We start from the raw sequence: 23382 nt of genomic DNA, 5'->3' as shown, positions 1-23382 counted from the left end.
GCATGAATACGGAATACAAAAGCGGCAGCCTGAAGAGGGCTGCCGCTTTTGTCTACTCCCTGGGAGGAGCGGGGTACAGCTTGGGGAGGGTTTCTTGTATCGCTGTAGTGGCTTAAGAGTAACGCCGCTTGCAGCTGGCAGCGTGAGAAAAGCGTGTCGTCGATAGACCACATTTCAGGTTGGGACTAGTGGGTGTCGATCTGGAACGCTTCGATGCGGGCGGACAAGTCGGCTTTGGCGGTGTCGAGCGCTGCGGTGCGGGTGGTGAGCTCCTTCTGTGCGGCGGTGATGTTGTCTTCGGTGGTGTTGAGGTCGCGGACAAAGCGGTCGCGGGAGCCTTTGTCGGCATTGGCGAGGGCGGTGATGTTGGCGCGCTGGCGGTCTTCGTCGGCGCGGAGGTCGGTGAGGTGCTTGTTGGTCTGGTCGACGGCGGTCTGAGCGTCGGCGACTTTGCGGCGGGCATCGAGAATGGGTTGCAGCGCAGCGGTGAGGGTAGGATTGTCGTTCGATTCGTGCAGGATAAAGGCGATCTGGCTGTCGTTCGTGTTGGCGAGGGCGTAGGTGGTGGTGCCTTTGCGGGTGGCGCCGGAGTGGAGGCGTTCGGTTGCGCCGGGGGCGACGGTAACGCGGAAGCGGTAGACGGTGGGTGTGGTCTCGGTGGGTTTCGGATCGTCGTTGAGGTTCTTCTCGCTGTCGAGCACGAAGCCGTTGACGACGGGCTCTTCGAGGACGACGGTGCGGGTCTCGGTGGCGGCGTTGTGGATGACAAAAGTGATCTCGTGGATCTCGTCGTGATGGACCTTGAGGACGCCTTTCGCGGCGGTGATGCTGCCGGTGCGCTGGGTGGTCTTGTTGCTCTCGGTGGTGACGTGGACGGCTTGGTCGGCGGCGTAGCTGAGCAGGCGCTTCTCGTTGGGGTGGATGGGGTCGAGCAGGCCCTCGCCGCCGAAGTTGCCGTTCTCGACGATGGAGAAGCTGCCGCGGTCGAGCGTGAGGTTCGAGGTGTTGGTGACCCAGAGAGCACGGAGAGGTTGAGAGAGGAATGAGCCGTTGTAGTTGACGAGGGTGACGCGATCGGCAGTGACCTTGGTCTGGAGGATGGGGACGAGGGCGGATTCGTTTTTGCGGATGGTGACGGGTTCGGTGAGGTTGTAGGCGAAGAAATCATCGAAGCCTGCGGCTGAAGCTTTAGCGAGTGTCGAATCAGACACGGCTTCTTCATAGGACACGGCTGGACCGGCGGGCTTAGCGCCAACTCGATAGACTCCGCCGCCCATATTTCCGCCGGAGCCGGGGCCGATGCCGGAACCTGATCCGAAACCTATGCCTGCGGCTGCCATAGGCCCTCCGTTAGCCATCATCTTTGGGGAGGGGGATAGTCCTCCTCCGCCGAGTCTGTCGATCTTATCGGCCTCAATGCTGCTGTCGAAGGTTTGCGGGGTGAGCTGAGCTTCCTGGGCGATGGGGACTTCGGGGCGGCGGGAGTAGATGGGTTGCGAGAGCGGTTGGATGAAGCTTTGCGGTGCTCCGGCGATGAGCGAGAGCTGCACGTTGATCCAGTCGGCGCCGGTGGTGTTGTCGACGACGGACCAGCCTTGCAGGGTGGCGGACTGTGAGTCGGCGGAGGACTTGGGATCAGTGAAGAGGATGCGGTAGGTGGACTTCCAGACGGGGACCTCGGAAATGTAGCTAAGGCGGAGTTCGCGCGTTCCCGTGCCGTTGTCCTGCAGAGTGAGGTGGCGGAGGCCCTGGCTTCGATTGGCGTCGAGGAGTTGGAGGTAGCGGGTGACGTCGGTGTGCAGGGCGGTGTCGAGCAGGTGGACGCTGGTGGAGCCGGTGAGTTCAACGGTGCGTGTTTCGCCGAGTTCGGAGACGACGGTGAGGAACATCTTGGTCGGCTGGTTTTCATCATTGGCGCGCGTGGGGACGGTGCGCTCTTCGATGGAGAGCAGGCGGCCAGTGATGGCGGGGCCGTTGCCGGTGACTTCAACCCGGGAGCCACGGATGGCGTTGTAGAAGTCGAGGCTGGTGGGGGTTTCGCCGAGCGGGAGTGGAAGATTTTTTAGCTGCTGGTCGAGGGGTGTGGTGGAGTTGTAGCCTGCGCCGGAGATGCGGCCGCCGTTGAGGTCGATGGCGGTGAGGGACTGCAACACATCGTTGAGCTGGCCGCTGGTGAAGTCGATGGTGACGGCGGTGTTGCCGGTGATGTGGCCCGTGTGCTCGAAGAAGCCGACGCCGTTCTTGTAGAGAGAGACGTGGGTGACGGGGAGCGAGGTGTTGTGTGGGGTTTCGGCTGGCGTGGGCGTGTGTTTTGCTTGCTGAGCGGAAGCGAGAGAGGCAGAGAGCAGGAGGGCTGCGAGAGGCGTGCGGCGCATGATGGGTCCTCGGGTGCGGCTTCGGGGTACGGCTGAGGCGTTAGACACCGCAGGTTGAAAAATAGTTCAGGCGGGGCCGGATTTTTCTTTGCGGAGGGGGCGGCTAAGATGGTGAGAGTGTCTGGAGGCTCTTCGATGGCGAGACCGATTGTGGTGACGGGGGCGGCGGGGTTCATCGGTCGCAATGTGGTGGCGGAGTTGAACCGGCGAGGTGAGGAAGAGCTCATCCTTGTCGATGAGCTGGGCAAAGACGACAAATGGAAAAACCTTGTCGGGCTGCGGTTTGAGGACATCGTCTCGCCAGAGGAGTTCCTGGGACTGCTGGAAGAGGGTGCATTCGCCGATGCCCGCTCGGTGATCCACATGGGCGCTTGCAGCTCGACGACGGAGAAGGACGCGGACTTTCTGTTGCGCAACAACTACCAGTACACGCGGGTGCTGGCGAACTGGTGCGAGTCGCATGAGGTGCGGCTTGTGTATGCGTCTAGCGCAGCAACCTATGGTGACGGCGCTGAGGGGTATGACGATGATGAAGAGCTTTTGGGGGCACTGAAGCCGCTGAATATGTATGGCTACTCGAAGCAGATCTTTGATCTGTGGGCAATGAAGCAGGGGTTGTTGTCGTCGATTGTGGGACTGAAGTTCTTCAATGTGTATGGGCCGCATGAAGCGCATAAGGGCGACATGCGATCCATGGTGGCGAAGAGCTATGAGCAAATCAAGGCGACAGATGAAGTGAAGCTGTTCAAGAGCGACAAGCCTGAGTACAACGATGGCGAGCAGCTTCGAGACTTTGTGTGGGTGGGTGATGCTGTTGATGTGGTGCTGCATTTTGCAGAGCAGGAGTATGGCGCTCCTGGCGGTCTGCTGAACTGTGGTACGGGTGAGGCGAGGACGTGGATCGACCTGGTCTCCGCAGTTTTTAGCGCGATGGGCGTGGAGAAGAGGATAGGGTTCATCGAGATGCCGGAGGTGCTGAAAGGGAAGTATCAGTACCGCACGCAGGCTGCGGTGGAGCGACTGCGCGCGGCGGGGTATCGCAAGCCGTTTACGAGTCTTGAAGACGGCGTTGCTGCGTATGTGCAGTTTCTGAAGAGCAACGACTAAGTAGAAAGACGGGTATGCTGGTTGCGATGACGACTGAGAACAGAGGTACGAAGGCGATTTATCCGGGCACGTTCGATCCGCTGACGAACGGGCATCTCGATCTGATTGCGCGTGGCGCGAAGATCGTGGATGAGTTGGTGGTAGCGGTGTTGCGGAACACACAGAAGGGCACGCCGCTGTTCACCGTGCCGGAGCGTGTGGAGATGCTCCAGGAAGCGACCCAGGGCATGGCTCATGTGTCGATCGCAACCTTTGACGGCCTGCTGGTCGATTTTGCGCGGACGCAGGGCGCGAGGGCAGTATTGCGCGGGATTCGCGCGATCTCGGACTATGAGTATGAGTTTCAGATGGCGATGATGAACCGCAAGCTGGCTCCTGAACTGGAGACGCTGTTCATGATGCCGGCGGAGAAGTACACCTATGTGAGCTCTCGGCTAATCAAAGGTGTGTTCGAACTGGGTGGAGATGTGTCGAGCCTGGTGCCATCGAACGTAGAGGCGAGGTTGAAGGCGAAGGTTCCGGGTAAGAACGCTTGAGTTATGCGATGAGCGTGCAGGAGGAGTTCGGACAGATCGACATTTATGTGTTCGATCAGATTCTGCGGGGGAACATCGAGCCGGGCGCAAAAGTGGTCGATGCAGGTTGCGGCTATGGGCGCAACCTTGTGTACCTGATGCGGATGGGCTGCGAGATCTTTGCCGTCGATGGGAATGCTGAAGGCGTTGCTCATGTGCGAGCGCTGGCGGCCGAGCTTGCGCCGAAGCTGCCTATGGAGAATTTTCGTGTGGCGGCTGTCGAGGCGATGCCGTGGGCCGATGAGCTTGCCGATGTGGTGATTTGCAACTCGGTGCTGCATTTTGCTCGGGACGAGAAGCACTTTTTGGCGATGGTCGAAGAGCTCTGGCGTGTGCTCCGGCCGGGCGGATTGCTGCTTTGTCGACTCGGGTCGCGGATCGGGATGGATTTTGAGCAGGTGCGACCGAATGTGTATCGGATCGGTGACGGCAGTGAGTGGTTCCTGGTGGACGAAGATGCGCTGATGGATATGACGGCGCAGATGGATGCCCTGCTAGTGGATCCACTGAAAACGACAATTGTGCAAAATCATCGGTGTATGACGACGTGGGTGCTGCGGAAGCGCAAGGACTGACCTGGCGGGGAGGTTTTGCCCGGAGTTGCCGGCGGCTGGGGGGGTGACTGAGGGCAAGGGGAAGGCCTACGCGGCCGGTGGAAAGCTTCGGGCGAAAGACGATGCCTGGCACGGGGCAAATCTGTAAACTAGAAGCTATGAGTTCCGCGACAGCTACCCAGGTCCTGACGGACCGCATTAATCGTATCGAAGTTTCGGCCACGATGGCCATTACCGCCGAGGCGCTGAAGATGAAGGCCGCTGGCATCGATCTGGCCGACTTCGGCGCAGGCGAGCCGCACTTCTCCACCCCGCAGCACATCAAGGCCGCAGCGATTGAGGCCATTGAGAAGAACTTTACGCGCTATACGGCTGTGGCTGGTATTCCCGAGGTGCGGAAGGCGATCGTCGACCGCCATGCTGCTGACTTTGGCACGAACTACGCAGTGGATGAGTGCGTGTTTTCGGCCGGCGGCAAGCTGGCGATTTTCAATGCGGTTGAGGTGCTGATCAACCACGGCGATGAAGTCATCGTGCCGGTGCCCTACTGGGTTTCGTACAAGGACATCATCGAGTTTGCCGGAGGTACCCCGGTATTTGTGCAGACGAGCGAAGCGGAGAATTTCCGCGTGACTGCCGCGATGATTGAAGCCGCGATCACGCCGAAGACGAAGGCGATCATTCTGAACACGCCGTCGAATCCTTCAGGCGCCGTATTGCCGACGGCTGATCTGTATGAGATCGTCCGCATGGCGCACAAGCATGGCGTCTATGTGCTGCTGGACGAGTGCTACGTGTATCTGAGCTTCAGCGGCGAGATCGTCTCCGGTGCAAGCTGCACCGAATGCAAGGAGCACATTATCGTGCTTGGTTCGCTGTCGAAGACCTATGCGATGACTGGCTGGCGTGCTGGTTTTGCGTTGGGACCGAAGCCGATCATTGCGGCGATGAGCAAGCTGCAGTCGCAGAGCACGTCAAACACCGCAAGCATGGTGCAGCGCGCGTCGATTGCAGCGTTGGTTGAGAGCCAGGATTGCGTGGTCGAGATGCGCAAGGATTACGTGAAATTGCGTGACCGCATCCTGGAAGGATTTAAATCGATCCCCGGCCTGACCTGCACAGTGCCCGAGGGAGCTTTCTACGTGTACCCGAACATCAGCGCCTTCATCGGCAAGGGTGGCATCACCTCGGCAAGCGATCTGGCATCGAAGCTTTTGACGGAGGCGCATGTGGTGGTGGTTCCGGCGGAGCCATTTGGAACGACGGAGCACATTCGTCTGAGCTATGCTGTGTCGGCTGACGTTATCGATAAGGGCGTTGCGCGGATTCGTGAGTATCTGGCAAAGCTGAGCTAATTCAGGCGCGCGGCAGAGGTCGCGTTGCCTTATCCATGGGGTTTTATGTCAAACGAGACGCTGGGTGCACGTGTGCGCTTTTCTCCGGTCATTTTGGCCGGAGGAAGCGGCACGCGGTTCTGGCCACGTAGTCGCAGAGCGCGCGCCAAACAGGTGCTCGCTTTGCAGGGTGAGCGAACGATGATTCAGCAGACGCTGGAGCGTCTGCAGCCGGTGGCCGAGATGAGCGATGTCTGGGTGATCACGAATGCCTTGCTTCGCGATGTCATCCAGGCGCAACTGCCGGAGATTTCGGTAGAGAAGGTTCTGGCTGAGCCTTGTGCGCGCAATACGGCACCGGCCTGTGCTTTGGCTGCGTTTCTGCTGGAACGTACAGAACCGGACACTGTGCTTGGAGTTTTCCCGTCGGACCATGTGGTGGCGAATCCCGCGCGTTTTGCCGAGGTGATGCAGGCGGCGATCAAGTTGGCTGCTGCCGGCGAGAACATCGTGGTGCTGGGTGTGCAGCCGACTCGGCCTGAGACGGGCTATGGCTACATCGAGCAGGGCAGCATGCTTGCTGCTGACGAGCCGATCGTTGCTCACCGTGTGAAGCGGTTCCGCGAGAAGCCGGATGCGCATACGGCGGAGCGCTTTCTGGCAGCGGGGAACTTCGTCTGGAATGGCGGCATCTTTGTATGGAGCGCTCGCACGTTAGCGAATGCGGTGCGCGAGCACATCCCCGAGATGGCAGGGCCGCTCGAAGCGATTGCTGCCGCGTACGGAACATCAGAGTTCGAGGCGGTCTTTGCGAAGGAGTATGCGGAATGCGAGAACATATCGGTGGACTACGCGATTCTGGAGCGGCGCTCGGCGAAGGGCGAGAAACGTTCGAACATCTTCTGTCTGCCAGCTGATTTTGGCTGGAACGATCTAGGTTCTTGGTCGTCGCTGCATGAGCACCTGGGGCAGACGCCGCAGGACAATGTGATGGATGGCGAGACGACAGGGCTGTTTGCGATTCAGTCGAAGGGCAACTACGTCTACGCGCCTGGCAAGACAGTGGCGCTGCTCGGCGTCGATGGGTTGGTTGTAGTAGAGACGCCGGATGCGCTGCTAATTACGACGAGCGCACGTTCGCAGGATGTCTCCAAACTGGTGCGTGCGATCCATGAGAGTGGACGCGAAGATCTTATTTAGGTTGGGTACGGGATAGATTTATGAACGAAGTGACGGCGGTAAAGTTTGGAACGGACGGTTGGCGCGGTATTATCGCTGACGACTTTACGTATGCGAATGTGCGGGTAGCAGCGCGGGCGATTGCGCATTATGTGCTGGCGCATGAGGACGCGAAAGCGGGCGTGTGCATCGGGTACGACACGCGATTCGGCTCGAAGTCGTTTGCGCGCGTGGTGGCAGAAGTAATGGCGGAGGCGGGGATTCCGGTTGCGCTGGCGAGCAAGATTACTCCGACTCCAGAGTTAAGCTTCGCGGTGCGCGGGCGCAAGGCTGCGGGCGGCGTGATGATCACATCGAGTCATAACCCTGCCGAGTGGAATGGCGTGAAGTACAAGGCGAGCTATGGTGGGTCGGGCAAGCCTTCGATCATCGCGTCGATAGAAACGTATCTCGGCAAGGAACTGCCGAAAGCGGCTACGCCTGCGGAGATTGAAGAGGTCGATTTCTCGGCGCCGTATATTGCAGCTCTCGAGGCGTTTGTTGATCTGAAGGCGATCAAGGCCTCGGGCTACCGCTTTCTGATCGATACGATGTATGGCGCGGGCAAAGGCTATGTGGCTGGTATCTTCGAGCGTGCGGGGATTCCATATGTCGAGTTTCGCAGCGAGCTGAACCCGGCGTTTCCGGGGATCAATCCTGAGCCGATCATGCCGCACATCGCGGCAACGCGCGAGGCGGTGGTGAAGGAGAAGTGCGCTGCTGGTTTGATTACCGATGGCGATGCTGACCGCATCGGCTCGGTCGATGAGCATGGCAATGTGGTGGACGCGCACAAGATCTTTGCGGTGCTGCTGCAGTGGCTGCTGACGCGCAAGGACTGGCCCGGCGATGTGACGCGCGCGTTCAACACGACAAAGATGCTGGACCGCATTGCGGCGAAGTACGGCCGCAAGCTGCATGAGCATGGCATCGGCTTCAAGTACGTCTGCGACCTGATGCTGGAGCATGAGATCCTGATCGGCGGCGAGGAATCGGGTGGTGTGGGTATCAGCAAGCATCTGCCGGAGCGCGATGGTCTGCTTAACAGTCTGCTGCTGGCGAATGTGATGGCCGACGAGAAGAAGACGCTCGGCGAGCTGGTCGCGGCGTTGCAGGCGGAGTATGGCGAGCACCAGTATGGTCGCGTGGATATGCATATCAATGACGAGTTGAAAAACTCGGCGATTGAGCGGGCGCGGGCGGGTGTAAGCGATATTGCCGGGCTGAAGGTGCTGCGCATCGAGACGCTTGACGGGATCAAGTTCTATCTTGAAAACCCTGCGTGTGCGGGCAAGCCGAATGCGGCGGAGACGTGGCTGTTGCTGCGTGCGAGCGGTACCGAACCTCTGTTGCGCGTGTACTGCGAGAGCTGTTCGCAGGAGAGCGTAGAGATGGTGTTGAAGGCCGCGCAGGCCTTTGTGATGGCGGGTGCGAAGTAGTGGCTGTCACGACTATGATCGCTTCGGGAATGTTGTTCGACATGGACGGGGTGTTGGTGAGCTCGATTGCCAGCGTGAACCGCTGCTGGCGTCTGTGGGCGAAGCACTATGGTGTGGATGTCCCGGATGATTACGAGATTCCGCATGGCGTCCGAGCTGTCGATGTGATGCGCTCGCTTGCGCCGCAGGTGGACCCGGTCGAGGGACTTCGGTTGATCGAAGAGATGGAGATCAACGATGTCCATGACATTGTGACGCTGCCCGGCGCGAAGGCGCTGCTGGAGTCGCTGCCGCTGGAGCGGTGGGCGATCGTGACTTCGGCGACGCATGTGCTGCTGGAGGCGAGGCTGCGGGCTGCGGGGCTTCCGAAGCCAGAACGCCTGATCAGTGCCGACAAGGTGGAGCGCGGGAAGCCTGATCCGTTGCCATACCTGATGGGCGCTGCGCGGCTGGGGATTTCGCCAAAAGACTGTCTGGTGTTCGAGGATGCTCCGAGTGGTGTGAAGGCTGGAGTAGCGGCTGGAGCTCGTGTTGTGGGCGTGCTGGGGACCACGCCCGAAGAAGAGCTTCGCGCGCTGGGCGCGGGCTGGATTGTGCCTTCGCTTGCGGCTGTGACTGCGGTTGCGGTCGAGGATGGGCTGAAGGTTTCGATCGACGCGATTTAGGGTGAGGGTGAATCCAGCGGGAAGCAGGTCCTTCGCTACGCTCAGGATGACAATTTAAAGAGAACGCAGCGCGCTTACTTGTAGCGCGTTTCTTCTTTGAGAATCTGTTCGACACGGAGTAGATCTTCTTCTGTGTCGACGCCGATGGTGTCGTAGGGCGTTTCGGCGACGTAGAGGCTCAGGCCGTTTTCGAGCAGGCGGAGCTGTTCCAGTCGTTCGGTCTGTTCGAGTTCGCTGGGCGGGAAGGCCGCGAAGCGTTGCAGCGCGGTATGGCGATAGGCGTAGAGGCCCAGATGCTTCCAATAATTCGCTGCGCCTGGCTTGGTGGAGAAGCTGGCGTCGCGGTCGTAAGGGATGGTGGCGCGTGAGAAATAGAGCGCTCGACCGTCGACGGCGGTGACAACTTTGACCGCGTTCGGATTGGAGATGTTTGCCGGGGTACAGCGAACCTTGAGGGTGCTGACGTCTACGTGGGGCTTGGAGAAGGGTTCAAGGATCGCCGTGATGTGTCCGGGATGCAGCAGCGGCTCGTCTCCCTGGATGTTGACGTAGATATCAGCGCGGACGGAGCGTGAGACCTCGTAGAGACGGTCGGTGCCGCTGGGGAGTTCGGGAGAGGTGAGGATGGACGGCCAGCTGCGTTCGAGGCAAAGCTGTTGCACTTCGTCGGAATCGGTGGCGATGATGAGTTCGTCGAGCGCGGGGCAGGCGAGGGCAGCTTTGTAGACCCAGCCAAGCAGCGGCTCTCCGTTGAGTGGGCGTAAGACCTTGCGCGGAAGGCGTGTGGAGGCGAGACGAGCGGGGATGACGCCGAGGACTCTGCCGAGCGCAGGGTTGGCAGTGCTCTGGTGGTGAGGATCAATCATGGCGACGCTCTGACTTGGCCGGCGGGATGTCCTCGTTGTCGCGACCTGCCTGCCAGGCACGGATGGCGAACGCGATGACGATGACGAGGATGACAGCGAGAACGGCTCCAAGGACATAAAGCAGATGCAGAATGCTGGGAAGCTTGCAGAGGACGCTGTCGCCGTCGGTGCTGCAATCGGGCAGAAATGCCGCTGCCAGAGCGTGGATTTGCGTTTGCGAGATGAGATCGTCGATGACCACGGTTGACCTTCGGTGGGATGAAACTTATGATGGTTAGAGCGGCTGATGTCGCGGTCGCAACATCCGGCCGCTGGATGTCGTTTGCTTCCCACCCACGGCGGTGTAGCTCAGATGGTTAGAGCGACGGACTCATAACCCGTAGGTCGACAGTTCGATTCTGTCCACCGCCACCAATTCTCTCTACTGTTTGTACGAATTCCAAATGCAGATTCCTTCGCTGCGCTGCGGAATGGCAAGCTCAAAGTGCGTGCGCGCAAGTGCGTTTGGAATGAGAGTATCATTCTTGTAACAATCCGCCGAAGCGCCTAACGGGCCGACGGCTGGGTGCGTCTAACCTGCAATCGGCTCATGGCCGCAACTAATCTCGAACGTTCCGTGGAGTGAAGCACAACGTATGCCAAAGAGCCTCAAGGTGTCCCTTTTAGCAGTTTCGGTTGCATTGATCGTTGGCGTGTTTCTGGGCGTGAATGTATATGGTGTGCGCGCAGCCGGCAGCGACCAGCAGGAAGGCGCCTACCGCCAGATCAATGTCTACGGCGAAGTTCTGCAGCACATTCAATCGGATTACGTTTCGGTGCCCAATATCCCGGACGTAACGAATGGCGCGTTGCGCGGTTTGTTGGAATCGCTTGATGCAGACTCGAGCTATCTGACGCCTGCGGATTACAAGGCTTACAAGGACGATAAGGGTGGCAAGGCGCAGGTAGGCATCAACGTCTCCAAGCGATTCGGATATGCCACGATCATCTCGGTCGTACCCGGCAGCCCGGCGGACAAGGCCAACCTTAGCGATGGCGACATTATTGAGGCGATCGGCACGAAAGACACGCGCGATATCTCGCTGGCGATGATCCAGCTCCTGCTACAAGGTGCTCCAGGAAGTGAGCTGCAGATCGCAGTAATCCGCCCGCGCAAGGCTGAGCCGGAAAAGATCAAGCTGAACCGCGTCATCGTCGATGAGCCGGCGGTGAGCGAGACGTTTTATGAAGGTTCTTCGATCCTGTACCTGAAGCCCGTGGTGCTGGACAAGCAGCATGTCGATGCGGTGGAAGAGAAGATCAAGACAGCCCAGAAGACCGGCAACAAGAAGGTGCTGCTCGATCTGCGCGATGTGGCTGCAGGCGATATGACCGAGGCCGTGCGACTGGCAAACTTCTTTGTGCCGACGGGAACGATTGCGACACTGGAAGGGCAGAAGTTCCCCAAGCAGACATTTGCTGCAGATGCTTCGAAGGTGCTGGATGGGACGGCACCGGTGGTCGTTCTTGTGAATCGTGGAACCTCTGGACCGGCTGAGCTGGTGGCTGGAGCGATCCAGGACAACAAGCGCGGCGAGCTGGTTGGTGAGAAGACCTTCGGCGAAGGCTCGATGCAAAAGACCTTTGATCTGGCTGATGGCAGCGCGGTGATCCTGTCGATCGCAAAGTACGGATCGCCGGCTGGCAAGCACTATGAGGACGATGCGGTGACGCCGGGTACGCTTGTGGCTTCGGCGATGGACGATCTGAGCACTCCGGATGACGAGACACCGGGAGCCACGAAGAACTCGCCGAAGAAGTCGGCGGTACCGGACGATCAGCTGACGAAGGCGATCGACATGCTGAAGGCGAAGAACGCGTAGTTTCCGTAAGGGCAGGTTGAGGCGGAGAGGATTTCCTCTCCGCCTTTGATTTTGTGGGGCGGCACCACTAGGCGCGATTTCACAGTGTTGCGTAGTAAGGTTGGACTACTGTGGCGAGTATGAGTCCAAACAGGGGAACGGGTGGCCGTGACGCGCGGGCTTCGCGGCGGGCGATGGCGGCCGCCATGCGCCAGTTCCTGTTTCCAGGGGAGGACCGGCGCGCCCGACCGATGGTGAAGCGTGCTGCACTGGTGCTGCTGCTGTCGGCTTCGGCCATGCTGGGCGTGACAATCGGGCTGGCTCTCGTCTTTACGATCAACATGCCGCAGATGGAAGAGCTGGAACGGTATCGTCCGAGCACGACGACCGAGCTCTACGACATCCACGGCAAGGCGTTCGGATCGTTCGCGCTGGAGCGGCGCGTGGTCGTCGGGTACGACGGCATTCCGCAGGTGTTGCGCGAGGCGATCCTTTCGATTGAGGACAAGAACTTCGAGTCAAACGGTGGTGTGAACGTAGTGCGTATGGCCGCTGCCGCGTACGAGGACATTCATACGCATGGCAAGGTGCAGGGTGCGTCGACGCTGACGATGCAGCTGGCTAGAAACCTGTTTCTGTCTGCCGAGAAGACGTACGGACGCAAGCTGCAGGAGATTGCGCTGACGCTGGAGATCGAGCGGCACTTTACCAAGGAGCAGATCTTTACGCTGTATGCGAACCAGATCTACCTGGGGCGCGGGTCGTATGGGTTTGAGGCAGGCAGCGAGTACTACTTCAGCAAACATGCGAAGGACCTGACGCTGCCGGAGGCGGCGCTGCTGGCGGGACTGCCAAAGGGGCCAGAGTATTACTCGCCGGTGCGCTTTCCTGATCGGGCACTGCGGCGTCGGAACCTGGTTCTGAGCGAGATGCTGGGTGACCACAAGATCACTCCCGACCAGTGGGCGGAGGCGAAGGCTTCTCCACTGGGATTGAACCTGGAGGCACCGGCGAATGTGGAGGCACCGTACTTCGTTGAAGAGGTGCGTCGGCAGCTGGAGCGCGAGTATGGCACAGAAGCGGTGCATGGCGCAGGGCTGAAGGTGTACACCACGCTCGACCTCACGCTGCAACATGCGGCGGAGAAGGCAGTGCTGGACGGCACCGCGGCCTACGAGCGTCGGCATGGGTGGAAGAAGCCTGCGGAGAACGTTCTGGCTGAAGGGCAGACGCTGGAAGGCTACGTCCACCCGGACTGGAACCAGCAAACTGGGCCAGGCGGCTATCTGCACGCGCTGGTGATGGATGTGGCGCCGGGCAAGCTGACGCTGCGCATGGGTCCGCAGACGACGGTGTTGACGCCAGCGGACTGGGCCTGGACGCAGCATCCGAAGGCGACGGAGCTGGCTTCGGTCGGGGATGTGGTCTATGTGAAGGTGATCTCGGGGGCTCCGCTGAAGGTGGTGCTGGAGCAGGACTCGGGGGCGCAGGCTTCGATGATGGCGCTGGATAACTCGAATGGCGAGGTGGTCGCGATGGTGGGCGGTCGGGACTTCGCGCTGAGCCAGTTCAACCGCGCGACGCAGGCGCAACGACAGGTGGGTTCCTCGTTCAAGCCGTACGACTACACGGCGGCGATGGAAGCGGGAATGAAGCCGTATGACCATGTGATGGATGCGCCGACGACGTTCTTTACGCCGGGTGGACCGTATTCGCCGCATAACTATGAGGCGGATTACAAGGGGTCGATGACGCTGATCGATGCGTTTGCGGAGTCGCGCAATATTCCGGCGCTGCGACTAGCGGACAAAGTGGGCATCGCGAAGGTGATCGAGGTGGCGCACCGGTTTGGTGTGACGAGCAATATCCCGAGCTTTCTGCCGGTAGCGATCGGCTCGGCGGACATCACACTGGCGGAGCAGGTGGGTGCTTACAGCGTGTTTCCGAACGATGGCATACGCATTGCGCCGCACTACATTCGCCGTGTGGAACAGGCCGACGGGATGCCGATGCACCAGACAACACCCGAGGTGCGTGAGGTGATCTCGGTGTTTATTGCGCGCGAGATGATGATGCTGCTGGAGGCGGTGACGCAGCATGGAACGGCTGCGGCGTCGGCGGTATTGAAACATCCGTTTGGTGGCAAGACAGGCACGACGAACAATTACACCGACGCTTGGTTCCTCGGGTTTTCGCCTTCGGTGACGTGCGGAACGTGGATCGGCTTCGATAACCGGCAGTCGCTGGGAGACAAAGAGACCGGAGCCAAAGCCGCGCTGCCGATGTGGATAGACTTTATGAAGGTGGCGATTGCGGACCACCCGAATGAGGAGTTTGAGCGGCCGGATGCTCCGAAGAAGGAGCTGTCGGTGCCGGTGGCGGCTCCTGCTGCTGAGCCAACACCGGCGGCTGTGGAAGACAATCCTCCGGTGCCTCCAGATACGGACGATGAGAAGCGCACGCCTGCGCAGCCTGTGACGCCGCCTTCGATTCAGAAAGAGCCTCTATCGCTGCCGTATGATGCGCCGCATGAGGATTCGGCTGTGAGGCTGGATTCGGTAACGAACTACCCGGCGCGCGGGAGCGCGAAGACTAAGTCTGTTCAGAGGTAAAGGCTCGAACTAGAGCGTGACGCATTGGAGAGCTTTGCCTAGAGCGAAGTAGCGTTTGGCCTTGCCTACGTCCTTCATGATTTGGGCGCGGAGGAGTTCGGGAGAGTCGAACTTCTGCTCGGCGCGAAGGTGGTGCAGGAAGGTCATCTCCAGGGGGGTCTCTGCGGTGAGGTCGATGGGTTCGAAGTCGAGCAGATGAGTTTCGACGGCGAAGGAGTCGGCGCCAAAGGTGGGGCGGTTGCCGATGTTGGTGACGCCGTGGAAGAGGCGTGAGTTTGGGCCGGTGCCCACGCGCAAGGTCGTGATGTAGACGCCGTGTGCGGGCAGGAGCTCAGTGTAGGGCGCGAGGTTGATGGTGGGGACGGCGTATTTGGTGCCGTAGCCTCGGCCGGAGTGCGGGGTGCTGTGGACGCTGAAGGGGCGACCGAGGAGGCCGCGGGCCTCAGTCATACGACCGGCCGCGATGACGGCGCGGATGCGCGAGGAGGAGACGGGGCCTCCGCGCAGGAGGCGAGGCTGCCAGGCGCGGACGGCGAAGCCCAGCTCGCCACCGAGGTTGGTGAGACTGTTGATGTCGGCCTGGGCGTCGAAGCCGAAGCGGAAGGTCTCGCCTTCGTGGACCTCGGCGGCATGGAGGGTATCGCGCAGGACCGTTGCGGCGAAGTGGTGCGCTGACCAGTGGCGAAGCTCATCGGTGAACGGCAAGACGAGGGTGAGATCGAGGCCTGTGGCGGCGAGCAGGTCAAGCTTTTGCGCGAGGGGAGTGATGAGGAGCGGGCGGGATGCGGGGCGCAGGATGTGCGCGGGGTGGGGATCGAAGGTGACGGCAACGGAGAGTGCGTTCAACTCTTTGGCACGCTCGCGCAGGGCGGTGATAACCATGCGGTGGCCGCAATGCACGCCGTCGAAGTTGCCGATGGTGACGACTGTGGGCTGGGAGAGGCTGGAGAGTTCCGCGAGTGAGGTTGCGATCTTCATGCGATGTCGAAGTCCAGTTTAAGGCCGTCGTGGGCGAGGCGCATGTTGGCGGGGAGCTCGGCGTTGGTGAGGTTGTGGTCGAGGTCGTGGGATATGTGGGTGAAGTAGGCGCGTTTGGGGGCGATCTTTTTCACCAGCTCTACAGATTTTTCGAGGTGCAGATGGCTTGGGTGAGGCTCTTTGCGGAGGGCGTCGAGGATGAGGATGTCGAGGCCTTCGAGCAGCGGCAGGCTGGAGTCGGGGATGTCGCTGGTGTCGGTGAGGTAGGCGACGGAGCCGAAGCGGTAACCTGCGATGGTCGTGCGACCGTGCGTGACGGGGACGCGGAGGAAGTTGGCACCGAAGAGTGAGACCGAGGTGCCGGGGGCAGTAGAGAGGCGGTTCATGGTGACGCGGGCGGCGGTGGCGTAGCGATCGACCTTGCGGAAGGTGTACTCGAAGACGCGCTCGATGACGGTGGCGGTGGCGTCGTCGGCGTAGAGGGGCAGGCCTGCGGGATTCCTGAAGCTGAGGGGGCGGAGGTCGTCCATGCCGAGGATGTGGTCGGCGTGGCCGTGGGTGTAGAGCACGGCGTCGACGGACATGATGTGCTCGCGGACGGCTTGGGAGTGGAAGTCCTGGCCGGTGTCGATGAGGACGTTATGACCGTTGTAGCTGAGCAGGATCGACGGGCGGGTGCGGCGATTGGGCGAGCCGGACCGGTAGGCGTCCGCGCAGACCGCACAGGTGCAACCGAGCGTGGGGACGCCCATGCTGGTGCCGGTGCCGAGGAAGGTGAGGGTGGAGAGCAAGGGAATAGGGAGTAGGGAATAGGGTTTAGGAAAGACAGAAGCCGCAGAGGTCGCGATGGATGCGGGGGCTCTGCGGCTTGTTTGATTTAGCGGACGATGCTAGGGCCGGCGCCGGGGATGGGAGGCATGCCGGGGGCTCCGGGGCCACCCTGCTTGGCCTGCGCCTGGCGGGCGAGTGCCTGGGTGATCTCGAGGAAGCCCATGCGGAGCTCGAAGAGCGCGTTCTCCATCAGGGAGGACTCGCCTTCGGTGAGGTTTCCCTGGGACTTGTCGGCGAGGACGGTCAGCATCTCGATGGTCTGGCGAGCGCCGAGGACGTCGACCTGCGGCTTCTGCCCGGGTTCGGCTGCGCCGCCGAGCTGGATGATGGCCTGCATGTAGAGTGACTGGATGACGCGGTCGAAGGTCATCTCGGGCAGGCGGTCCATGCCGGGGTTGGTGGCGCGGATAGCGGTGTCGATGCGGTCGATGGTGGCGTCGAAGGCACGCTTGACCTCGGTGATTTGCTCCTCGGTGAGCGGCGGCGGAGGTGGCGGCTCATCGGCATCCGAAGTGGCGTCGGGCTGGCTTATGGGCGTCGATTTGTTGTCGACGAGGTGAGCGGACGAGCCGTACTTTTCGTCGGAGGTGGGTTCGAGGCTGGCCTCGGGGCGTGCGGGCTTGGGCTCGGAGGGTGGAGCGTCGGGACGGGCTTCGCCTTCGGCGGTGAACTTGCGGCGGTCGTTGACTACGAATTCTTTGATTTCGGCCATAGGGTTCTCAGTTCTCAGTTCAGATTTCGGGGTGTCGCGGTGCCACCGACGTAGGTCAGGGTGGCTTTTGTGTCTAGGGCTTCGCGGCGGGCGTAACCGAGTGCGTAGATAGTGTCGCCGATTTGGACGGCTGAGGTAAGCTCGCCTACGGACTTTCCGTTGGCTTCGAGCGGCGTAGGCAGGGTGGGCAGCTCGCCGGAGAGGGTGAACGGGGTGAATATGCGGTGGACATTGCCGCGGGAGTGGATGCGCTCGACGATTTCCTGCCCGAGGTAGCAGCCCTTGTTGAAGTTGAGCGCGTGGGTCTGGGCGGTCTCCTGCGGGAGATCTTTGTTGGTGTCGGTGTTCCGAATGTCGACGCCGTACTTGGGAGTGCCAGAGAGGATGCGGTAGGCTTCGAGGGCTTCGGGGGAGACTTGGCGTTCTCCCAAACTGCTCATCCACGCGATGAGCGATGCGTCTCCCCATACCTCGTAAAGATTTGGGGCAACGCTTAGGATCACTTCTTTGCCTGATACGGCTGGATCAGCAACAGAGCCATACGAAATACTGATCGGGGGCGTCGGCCAAATTAGTCCTACATCAAGCGTCCCGAGCGCACCCGTTCCGAGCACCAGTAATCCTAACTTGTCGGTCATTGCTGGGTTCAGCTCCACGTCGTCCATAATGATGAACTTGTCGAGAAGTTGGTGGATTGTTTCGAGCTGATAGGTTGAGGTTTCTAGCAGGTAGGTGGGATCGCCGTCGCCGGGTTCACGATAAATGGTGCAGTCGCCCTGAATGCGGCCCTGGGCGTTGAGGAGGAAGTTGTAGTTGCCTTCGCCGGGCTTGAGGTCCTTGATGTTGTTGGTGACCATGCCGTTGAGCCAGCGGGTGGCGTCGGGGCCGGTGATGCGCAGGAAGGCGCGGTCCGTTATTGGGGCGAAGGCGGCTCCGTGGAGGATGGCGTCGATCTGGGTGGTGAGGTCGGTCATAGGTGGGTGGAGGCAGTGATGCGGCCTCGGAGGGTTCGATGCTTCTGAGCCCTCTGTCGATTGTAGCGGGTTGAGATTGCGGGCGTAGCCGAGTGGTGACTCCATCCACAGGGGGCTGATTTGCGTAGAGAGTGTAACGGCGGATGGGTACACTGAGTCTGATGGTTATGTCTGGAGGGTGCGTGAGCGTTCGTGCGGTTGTGGTGGGATGTCTGATGGTGGGGGCTGTTGGGGTGCGGGCTCAATCGGCGGACACTACGCCGCCGGTGCTGGAGAGTGGGCAGACCTCGATTACGCAAGACAGTGGCGACAAGCTGCTGACGCCCGAGCAGGAGAAGCAGCTGCTCGCGAGCGAGGATAAGATCCTGCACTTTGTGAGCAAGGACACGCAGCTGCCGATCCTGGCGCCGGTGAAGGTGCGGTTTGTCTCGCGCGACAGCGTGGCGAAGGATCTGCGCAAGAAGTTCGATGAGGACAAGGGCGCCAAGCGCATGGAGCGCAGCGAGCTGGTGCTGAAGAAGTTCGGGCTGCTGGACCAGAGCTTTCAGCTGAAGCCGTTTCTGCTGAGCCTGCTGACGGAGCAGATCGCGGGCTTCTACGACAATAAGACCAAGATGATGAACCTGCTGAACTGGGTGCCGATCGATGAGCAGGCTCCGGTGATGGCGCATGAGCTGACGCACGCGCTGCAGGACCAGAAGGTCGGGCTGACGAAGTGGGACGACAACGAGATTGAAGGCACGGCGAAGAACTCTGCCGAGGACACGAAACACATTGCGGTGGATGAGACGGACACGGCGCGTGAAGCGGTGCTTGAAGGGCAGGCGATGGTGAGCTTTGCCGACTATGCTCTGGAGACGAACGGGCATCCGGGCAAGACGTTGAAGGACTTTCCGCAGATGGCGGACCAGCTGGCGCAGGGTGCTGGCGATTCGTCGGATTCGCCGGTGCTGTCGCGGGCGCCGCTGGTGCTGCAGCAGTCGCTGCTGTTTCCGTATACGAACGGGCTGACGTTCGAGCAGGTGATCCTGACGAAGGACAGCATGGAGAAGGCGTTTGCGGGCGTACTGCAGAATCCGCCGAGTTCGAGCTACGAGATTATGACGCCGGAGGCGTTTCGCCATCATTTGCCGGTGGCGCTTATGCGGCTGCCGGACGTGCATCCGATGCTGAAGGATGCTGGCTACGATCCGTACGACGTCGGCGTGATGGGTGAGCTCGATGTGCGGATGACGGCGGAGCTGTTTGGTGGGCGTCCGTTGGCTGAGGCGCTGGCTCCGGCGTGGGATGGTGGCGTGTACTATGCGGCGCAGCGGAAGAGCGCGACCGCAGCGGAGAAGAGCACGACGGCTTCGATTGCGCTGCTGTACAGCTCGCAGTGGAAGAATGACGACTCGGCACACAGCTTCTTCGATGTGTTCGAGCAGGAGCTTCCGCGCCAGTATGACGGCCTTAAGCGCCGCAAGGCAGATGAGAAGGACGACAGCGAGCGCGTGTACTCGACCAAAGAGGGCGACGTACTGCTGACGCTGAAGGGCAAGAGCGTTTGGGTGAGCGAAGGCTTCGAGCTTCCGCTGGCGCGCAAGCTGCGCGATGCGGTGGACGAGGTCAACGTGCCGCTGGGGCATGGGCCGGTCTTGACCGCAGGGGTTAGGGAACAGGGATCAGGGATTAGGAAAGCTGGGCCGGTGGAAGGGCTCTCGCACTTTATGGGGCAGTTCGGGATGATGCGGGTGGTTCTGCGGTAGGGCTGATGGTGCGAAGAGAGCAGCCCCGTTCATGACGATGAAGCTGTCATGAACGGGGCACCCGATGGAGCTGGTTGTACTTAGCGGGTGTGGGGGAGCCAGCCGGCCAGGTCTATGACGTGGTAGACGAGCATGAGGGTGATGAGCACCAGGTAGCCGCGCAGAGCGGTCAGCGAGAGCCGCACCGCAGGCGTCATCTTGATGGGACCGAGTCCGGTGGTGGAGCATTTGGTCTCGGCGACGTCGTCGAGCGGGTGGATGATGCGATAGCTCTCGAGTGGCGGAGTGATGTGGATGGCGGCCATGATGGCTCCTTTCTATATGTCCGGCTCTATGCCGGAGTGATGCTCTAGTTAAAGAGGTTGGGCAGGACGACCTGCGCGGCCAGCGTGAACGAGAGTGCGAAGAGCACGCCGATGATCGTCCAGTTGATGACGTTGTTCCAAGGGCGGTTGATCCAGCGGTCGCCAAGGAGTTCGTGGTCGTTGAGCAGTAGCTGCAGGAAGATGATGGCCGAGGGCAGGATGAGCCCCGCGAAGGCCTGCACGCTGAGGATGATGAGTTGCAGTGGAACGTGCGGGATGAGCACGATGCCAGCGGCTGCTCCGACGCAGAGTACGTAGGTGGCATAGAAGCCAGGAGCTTCCCATGGCTTTTTGTGGAGGGAGTGTTCCCAGCCGCGGACCTCGCCGTAGGCCCAGGCGCTGGCGAGCGAGATCGCCGTGGCTCCAAGTACAGCGGCGTTGACCATCAGCAGCAGAAGGCTATTGCGCACGAACGGCCCGACGACGGGCGCCAGCGCCTGGGCTAGCTGCGCGGGGTCGGAGAAGGCGATGTGATGCCGATACCCGAGATCGCCGACAAGCATCATGGCTCCTGCGACGAGGACGGTGAAGATGGCTCCGAGGAGGGTATCGAGTCGCGCCCACTTGAGGTCGGCGAAGCGAAGGCGCTTTTCGGCCACGCAACTCTGCTGAAAGAAGAGCTGCCACGGCGCGATGGTGGTGCCGACGATGGCGATGACAAGGAAGACAAGGCTTCCGGTGATACCGCCGTCGACGCGGGTTGGAACGACGGCATTGAGCGCGACCTTGGACCACGCGGGGTGCGCGACAAAGGCGAGGACGAACCACAGGGTATCGAGCAGGCAGAGCGCGATGACGATGCGTTCCCAGCGGCGGTAACTCCCGGTAACGACGAGCAGCGTGAGCGCCACCGCCGCCATGGACACTGAGACGCCAGGGCGGATGCCGAACGCGCTGAGAGCGAGTGAGATCGCCGCAAACTCTGTAATGAGCGTGAGGAAGTTGACGGCGAGCAGGTCGAAGAGCGAGAAGCGTCCCCACCAGGGACCGAAGCGCTCATAGATCATGGCGGCATGGCCTTTGCCGGTGGCGATGCCGAGGCGCGCGACCATCTCCTGAATGAAGTAGCAGATAGGCAGCAGCAGTACAAGCAGCCAGAGCAGGTGCAGGCCGTACTGGCCGCCAGCCTGCATGTAGGTGGAGACGGCTCCCGCGTCGTTGTCGGCCTCCATGACAATGAGGCCGGGGCCGACGACGACGAGGAAGGAGAGCAGGCTGCGCAGCCACGGGCGACGCACGGTCGTTCCTGACGTGGTGGCGACAACTTCGGTATCGGGAGCGAGTTCGAGTTCAATCTGGATCAGGCGCATAGACGTAGACCTCCCTCCGTGGCAGTGTCGGTCGCCGTTAGGCTGGTGGCCTGTGCGGGCGTGAGCCATATGGCCGTCAGGGGGGCACGCGGGTTGCCGGTTTTGCGCCAGACGCGGACGAGCTGCGCTGTGTTGCTGCTGCTGAAACGGTTCTCGAAGACGGAGATGAACATGGGGCCTCCTTCCTTGCGCAAGACAGGCGCAAGAGGACGCGAGCGAGCCCAACAGGCAGGCGCGGTAAAGCGCACGGCTGCTTGGCTTCGCTTAGCGATCAGTTTGGGGAGGGTGTGAGGAAGAAGGCTGCAGGGCAGCCAGTCTCACGCGCTCGCAATCACAGGTATGTACTGTGAGGAGCGGTGAGGAGATCGTCAGAGACGGTATCCAGAGCGCTCGACGCAGCACAGGAGAGCCAGAAGGGTACTCGGAGGCTCTAATTCAGGCTGGTGGCTCATGGGTTTCGCTTTCTGCGAGGATGGAAATCCTCGACTCTTTGTTTTTAGCATACCCCGGTAGGGTATAGCAAGAGAGGTAGTAAGTGATGAGTGATATGTGGCAAGGAGAAAGTCATCGGTGTGCGCCAAATCTTGAGCGTACTGACGACGATGCACTGGTCCAGCAAACTCTTACCACTAACCACTCGCCTCTAGTTCTGGTTCATCGAAACGACGTTTAGCTGCGTGAGGCCATGCAGCCAGCGGGCGGGTTTGGCATCGGTGGTGTTGACGATCTGAATGGCGCCGCCTTCGGTGTCGGGGAGGTCGTTGCCCTTCATGAGTGCGACGATGACCTGGCCCTTGCTGAAGCCGGGTTCGACCTCGGCGACGGAGTAGAGGACGTAGTACTTGTCGGTGCCGGTGGCGACCACGGCGCTGTGCAGAATAAGGGGCTGATTTTCCTTGCTGGGGGCCAGGCCAGCCTTGGCGAGCACGTCGGAGAGCAGAGGGCCGGAGTAGGATTCGTCGGCGTTGCGGTGCTCGTTATGGACGTGGACAGTGACCTGCGGCATCTTCAGCAGGTCTTCCACGGTGAGGGTGGTGGTGTGTCCCTGGAAGTTGATGATGACCTGGTGGGACGGGGGAACGGGGGCCTTCATCGGCATCGAGTCCTGCATGGGGGCTTTGTTCTCGGGCGGCATGGCGTCCGTCTGCGCGCGGAGTGCCAGCGGGGAGAGAAGCAGGGCGACGGTGAGGAGGGTAAGTTTCATGGGGTAAGGGTACATCCGGAAAGGAGTAACCGGGAAGTGAAACGCAGGCCTCTCCACTTCACGTCACGATCAAACCGTGCCATTCCGGTCGAGAGGGCACACCATGGGTTACTTTGGGCTTCGGTCGGCTGTGAAGATTTCTCAGAGGGCGTCGTATACTGGTGATCATATGTCGATCATCAAAAATGTCACGGCTATCGCGAAGGGGATGGGGATCACGCTGCGGGAGGGCTTTCAGCCTACCGAGGTCGAGAACTATCCGGATGGAAAAGGGCCTCTCCGCGGAGCGCGGCTGGAGCAGCGGTTTCGTGGCAAGCATGAGCTGCAGCGCGATGAGAACGGCCTGGAGAAGTGCGTAGCGTGCTTTCTGTGCGCAGCGGCATGCCCCAGCAACTGCATTTATATAGAAGCGGCAGAGAACACCGAGACGGTGAGGATCTCGTCGGCTGAGCGGTATGCGAAGGTCTACAACATCGACTACAACCGCTGCATCTTCTGCGGCTATTGCGTCGAGGCATGCCCGACAGATGCGATCACGCATGGACATGGTTTTGAGCTGGCGAGCCTCAATGCCACGAGCATGGTGATGCGCAAGGAAGACCTGCTGGTATCGATCAAGACAGGCCTGCCGGACGCGAACAAGGTCCACGCAGAAGCGGTTTCGTAGAAGAGTT

At 60.8% G+C, this 23382-nt stretch carries 22 protein-coding genes and 1 tRNA gene; 12 read left to right on the top strand and 11 right to left on the bottom strand.

The genetic code is table 11. The annotated features are described in order from the left end of the window. Positions 1-185: 185 nt before the first annotated feature. The gene (locus tag OHL14_RS05750; protein WP_263378370.1) at positions 186-2375 is read right to left on the bottom strand and encodes a hypothetical protein; all 2190 of its coding nucleotides are present in this window, start codon (positions 2373-2375) and stop codon (positions 186-188) included. A gap of 135 nt (positions 2376-2510) precedes the next feature. On the opposite strand from OHL14_RS05750, the gene rfaD reads away from it, so the two are divergent. The 7 genes from rfaD to OHL14_RS05715 all read left to right on the top strand — a co-directional run bounded on the left by rfaD (position 2511) and on the right by OHL14_RS05715 (position 9267). Continuing rightward, positions 2511-3482, top strand: a complete 972-nt coding sequence (gene rfaD, locus OHL14_RS05745; RefSeq protein WP_263378369.1) for an ADP-glyceromanno-heptose 6-epimerase — start codon at positions 2511-2513, stop codon at positions 3480-3482. Between the two features lie 26 nt (positions 3483-3508). After that, positions 3509-4018, top strand: coding sequence for a pantetheine-phosphate adenylyltransferase (gene coaD, locus OHL14_RS05740; RefSeq protein ID WP_263378368.1), 510 nt, complete (start codon positions 3509-3511; stop codon positions 4016-4018). Positions 4019-4026: 8 nt separating this feature from the next. Further along, entirely contained in the window at positions 4027-4632 is a 606-nt protein-coding gene (locus tag OHL14_RS05735) for a class I SAM-dependent methyltransferase (RefSeq protein ID WP_263378367.1), read from the top strand. A gap of 137 nt (positions 4633-4769) precedes the next feature. Further along, complete coding sequence (locus OHL14_RS05730; protein WP_263378366.1) at positions 4770-5966, top strand: pyridoxal phosphate-dependent aminotransferase; 1197 nt, start codon at positions 4770-4772, stop codon at positions 5964-5966. Positions 5967-6011: 45 nt separating this feature from the next. Beyond that, positions 6012-7145: a mannose-1-phosphate guanylyltransferase gene (locus OHL14_RS05725; protein ID WP_263378365.1), complete on the top strand. Its 1134-nt coding sequence runs from the start codon at positions 6012-6014 to the stop codon at positions 7143-7145. 20 nt (positions 7146-7165) lie between these two features. Further along, a complete protein-coding gene (locus OHL14_RS05720; protein WP_263378364.1) occupies positions 7166-8602 on the top strand; it encodes a phosphoglucomutase/phosphomannomutase family protein in 1437 nt (478 codons plus the stop codon). Next, a complete protein-coding gene (locus OHL14_RS05715; protein ID WP_263378363.1) occupies positions 8602-9267 on the top strand; it encodes an HAD family hydrolase in 666 nt (221 codons plus the stop codon). The genes OHL14_RS05720 and OHL14_RS05715 overlap by 1 nt, the downstream gene beginning before the upstream one ends. Positions 9268-9341: 74 nt before the next feature. On the opposite strand, the gene kdsB is transcribed toward OHL14_RS05715, so the two are convergent. Together kdsB and OHL14_RS05705 are read right to left on the bottom strand one after the other, a co-directional pair. After that, positions 9342-10133, bottom strand: a complete 792-nt coding sequence (gene kdsB, locus OHL14_RS05710) for a 3-deoxy-manno-octulosonate cytidylyltransferase (protein WP_263378362.1) — start codon at positions 10131-10133, stop codon at positions 9342-9344. Beyond that, positions 10126-10374, bottom strand: coding sequence for a hypothetical protein (locus OHL14_RS05705; RefSeq protein ID WP_263378361.1), 249 nt, complete (start codon positions 10372-10374; stop codon positions 10126-10128). Before OHL14_RS05705 ends, kdsB begins: the two co-directional genes overlap by 8 nt. 96 nt (positions 10375-10470) lie before the next feature. Between OHL14_RS05705 and OHL14_RS05700 the strand changes: the two genes are divergently transcribed. The 3 genes from OHL14_RS05700 (at position 10471) to OHL14_RS05690 (ending at position 14586) form a co-directional block, all read left to right on the top strand. Beyond that, positions 10471-10547: transfer RNA gene (locus tag OHL14_RS05700), tRNA-Met, on the top strand. A gap of 239 nt (positions 10548-10786) precedes the next feature. Continuing rightward, positions 10787-11995 (top strand): S41 family peptidase, encoded by a 1209-nt coding sequence (locus tag OHL14_RS05695; RefSeq protein ID WP_317890395.1) that lies wholly within the window; start codon positions 10787-10789, stop codon positions 11993-11995. Between the two features lie 119 nt (positions 11996-12114). After that, complete coding sequence (locus OHL14_RS05690) at positions 12115-14586, top strand: penicillin-binding protein 1A (protein WP_263378359.1); 2472 nt, start codon at positions 12115-12117, stop codon at positions 14584-14586. A gap of 9 nt (positions 14587-14595) precedes the next feature. Here OHL14_RS05690 and ribF read toward each other — a convergent pair whose 3' ends face one another. The 4 genes from ribF to ygfZ form a co-directional block, all read right to left on the bottom strand. Continuing rightward, entirely contained in the window at positions 14596-15564 is a 969-nt protein-coding gene (gene ribF / locus OHL14_RS05685; protein ID WP_263378358.1) for a riboflavin biosynthesis protein RibF, read from the bottom strand. Continuing rightward, positions 15561-16355: an MBL fold metallo-hydrolase gene (locus tag OHL14_RS05680; protein WP_263378357.1), complete on the bottom strand. Its 795-nt coding sequence runs from the start codon at positions 16353-16355 to the stop codon at positions 15561-15563. The genes ribF and OHL14_RS05680 overlap by 4 nt, the downstream gene beginning before the upstream one ends. A gap of 86 nt (positions 16356-16441) precedes the next feature. Further along, positions 16442-17107, bottom strand: coding sequence for a DUF1844 domain-containing protein (locus OHL14_RS05675; RefSeq protein ID WP_263378356.1), 666 nt, complete (start codon positions 17105-17107; stop codon positions 16442-16444). Between the two features lie 14 nt (positions 17108-17121). Then, entirely contained in the window at positions 17122-18081 is a 960-nt protein-coding gene (gene ygfZ, locus OHL14_RS05670; RefSeq protein WP_263378355.1) for a CAF17-like 4Fe-4S cluster assembly/insertion protein YgfZ, read from the bottom strand. Positions 18082-18263: 182 nt separating this feature from the next. Here ygfZ and OHL14_RS05665 point away from each other — a divergent pair, with 182 nt between their 5' ends. Beyond that, positions 18264-19829 (top strand): hypothetical protein, encoded by a 1566-nt coding sequence (locus OHL14_RS05665; protein ID WP_263378354.1) that lies wholly within the window; start codon positions 18264-18266, stop codon positions 19827-19829. Positions 19830-19909: 80 nt separating this feature from the next. Here OHL14_RS05665 and OHL14_RS05660 read toward each other — a convergent pair whose 3' ends face one another. From OHL14_RS05660 to OHL14_RS05645, 4 genes are all read right to left on the bottom strand, one after another. After that, complete coding sequence (locus tag OHL14_RS05660) at positions 19910-20134, bottom strand: hypothetical protein (protein WP_263378353.1); 225 nt, start codon at positions 20132-20134, stop codon at positions 19910-19912. Between the two features lie 44 nt (positions 20135-20178). Further along, positions 20179-21504 (bottom strand): Nramp family divalent metal transporter, encoded by a 1326-nt coding sequence (locus tag OHL14_RS05655; protein WP_263378352.1) that lies wholly within the window; start codon positions 21502-21504, stop codon positions 20179-20181. After that, positions 21495-21677: a hypothetical protein gene (locus tag OHL14_RS05650; protein WP_263378351.1), complete on the bottom strand. Its 183-nt coding sequence runs from the start codon at positions 21675-21677 to the stop codon at positions 21495-21497. Before OHL14_RS05650 ends, OHL14_RS05655 begins: the two co-directional genes overlap by 10 nt. 470 nt (positions 21678-22147) lie before the next feature. Beyond that, entirely contained in the window at positions 22148-22708 is a 561-nt protein-coding gene (locus OHL14_RS05645) for a molybdopterin-binding protein (RefSeq protein WP_263378350.1), read from the bottom strand. A gap of 169 nt (positions 22709-22877) precedes the next feature. Between OHL14_RS05645 and OHL14_RS05640 the strand changes: the two genes are divergently transcribed. Continuing rightward, positions 22878-23375 carry a NuoI/complex I 23 kDa subunit family protein gene (locus tag OHL14_RS05640; protein WP_263378349.1) on the top strand — a complete coding sequence of 166 codons (498 nt, stop codon included), beginning with the start codon at positions 22878-22880 and terminating at the stop codon, positions 23373-23375. Positions 23376-23382: the final 7 nt, after the last annotated feature.

The sequence above is a fragment of the Granulicella paludicola genome, assembly GCF_025685545.1.
Lineage (GTDB): Bacteria > Acidobacteriota > Terriglobia > Terriglobales > Acidobacteriaceae > Granulicella > Granulicella paludicola.
Note: the sequence above shows the minus strand (reverse complement) of the source record. Positions and strands in the feature narration are given on the sequence as shown.

Bases quoted from the DNA above. Each gene is read 5' to 3' on its own strand.
- OHL14_RS05750 (WP_263378370.1), bottom strand. From the start codon at position 2,375: ATGCGCCGCACGCCTCTCGCAGCCCTCCTGCTCTCTGCCTCTCTCGCT.
- rfaD (WP_263378369.1), top strand. From the start codon at position 2,511: ATGGCGAGACCGATTGTGGTGACGGGGGCGGCGGGGTTCATCGGTCGC.
- coaD (WP_263378368.1), top strand. From the start codon at position 3,509: ATGACGACTGAGAACAGAGGTACGAAGGCGATTTATCCGGGCACGTTC.
- OHL14_RS05735 (WP_263378367.1), top strand. From the start codon at position 4,027: ATGAGCGTGCAGGAGGAGTTCGGACAGATCGACATTTATGTGTTCGAT.
- OHL14_RS05730 (WP_263378366.1), top strand. From the start codon at position 4,770: ATGAGTTCCGCGACAGCTACCCAGGTCCTGACGGACCGCATTAATCGT.
- OHL14_RS05725 (WP_263378365.1), top strand. From the start codon at position 6,012: ATGTCAAACGAGACGCTGGGTGCACGTGTGCGCTTTTCTCCGGTCATT.
- OHL14_RS05720 (WP_263378364.1), top strand. From the start codon at position 7,166: ATGAACGAAGTGACGGCGGTAAAGTTTGGAACGGACGGTTGGCGCGGT.
- kdsB (WP_263378362.1), bottom strand. From the start codon at position 10,133: ATGATTGATCCTCACCACCAGAGCACTGCCAACCCTGCGCTCGGCAGA.
- OHL14_RS05690 (WP_263378359.1), top strand. From the start codon at position 12,115: ATGAGTCCAAACAGGGGAACGGGTGGCCGTGACGCGCGGGCTTCGCGG.
- ribF (WP_263378358.1), bottom strand. From the start codon at position 15,564: ATGAAGATCGCAACCTCACTCGCGGAACTCTCCAGCCTCTCCCAGCCC.
- OHL14_RS05675 (WP_263378356.1), bottom strand. From the start codon at position 17,107: ATGGCCGAAATCAAAGAATTCGTAGTCAACGACCGCCGCAAGTTCACC.
- ygfZ (WP_263378355.1), bottom strand. From the start codon at position 18,081: ATGACCGACCTCACCACCCAGATCGACGCCATCCTCCACGGAGCCGCC.
- OHL14_RS05660 (WP_263378353.1), bottom strand. From the start codon at position 20,134: ATGGCCGCCATCCACATCACTCCGCCACTCGAGAGCTATCGCATCATC.
- OHL14_RS05655 (WP_263378352.1), bottom strand. From the start codon at position 21,504: ATGCGCCTGATCCAGATTGAACTCGAACTCGCTCCCGATACCGAAGTT.
- OHL14_RS05650 (WP_263378351.1), bottom strand. From the start codon at position 21,677: ATGTTCATCTCCGTCTTCGAGAACCGTTTCAGCAGCAGCAACACAGCG.
- OHL14_RS05645 (WP_263378350.1), bottom strand. From the start codon at position 22,708: ATGAAACTTACCCTCCTCACCGTCGCCCTGCTTCTCTCCCCGCTGGCA.
- OHL14_RS05640 (WP_263378349.1), top strand. From the start codon at position 22,878: ATGTCGATCATCAAAAATGTCACGGCTATCGCGAAGGGGATGGGGATC.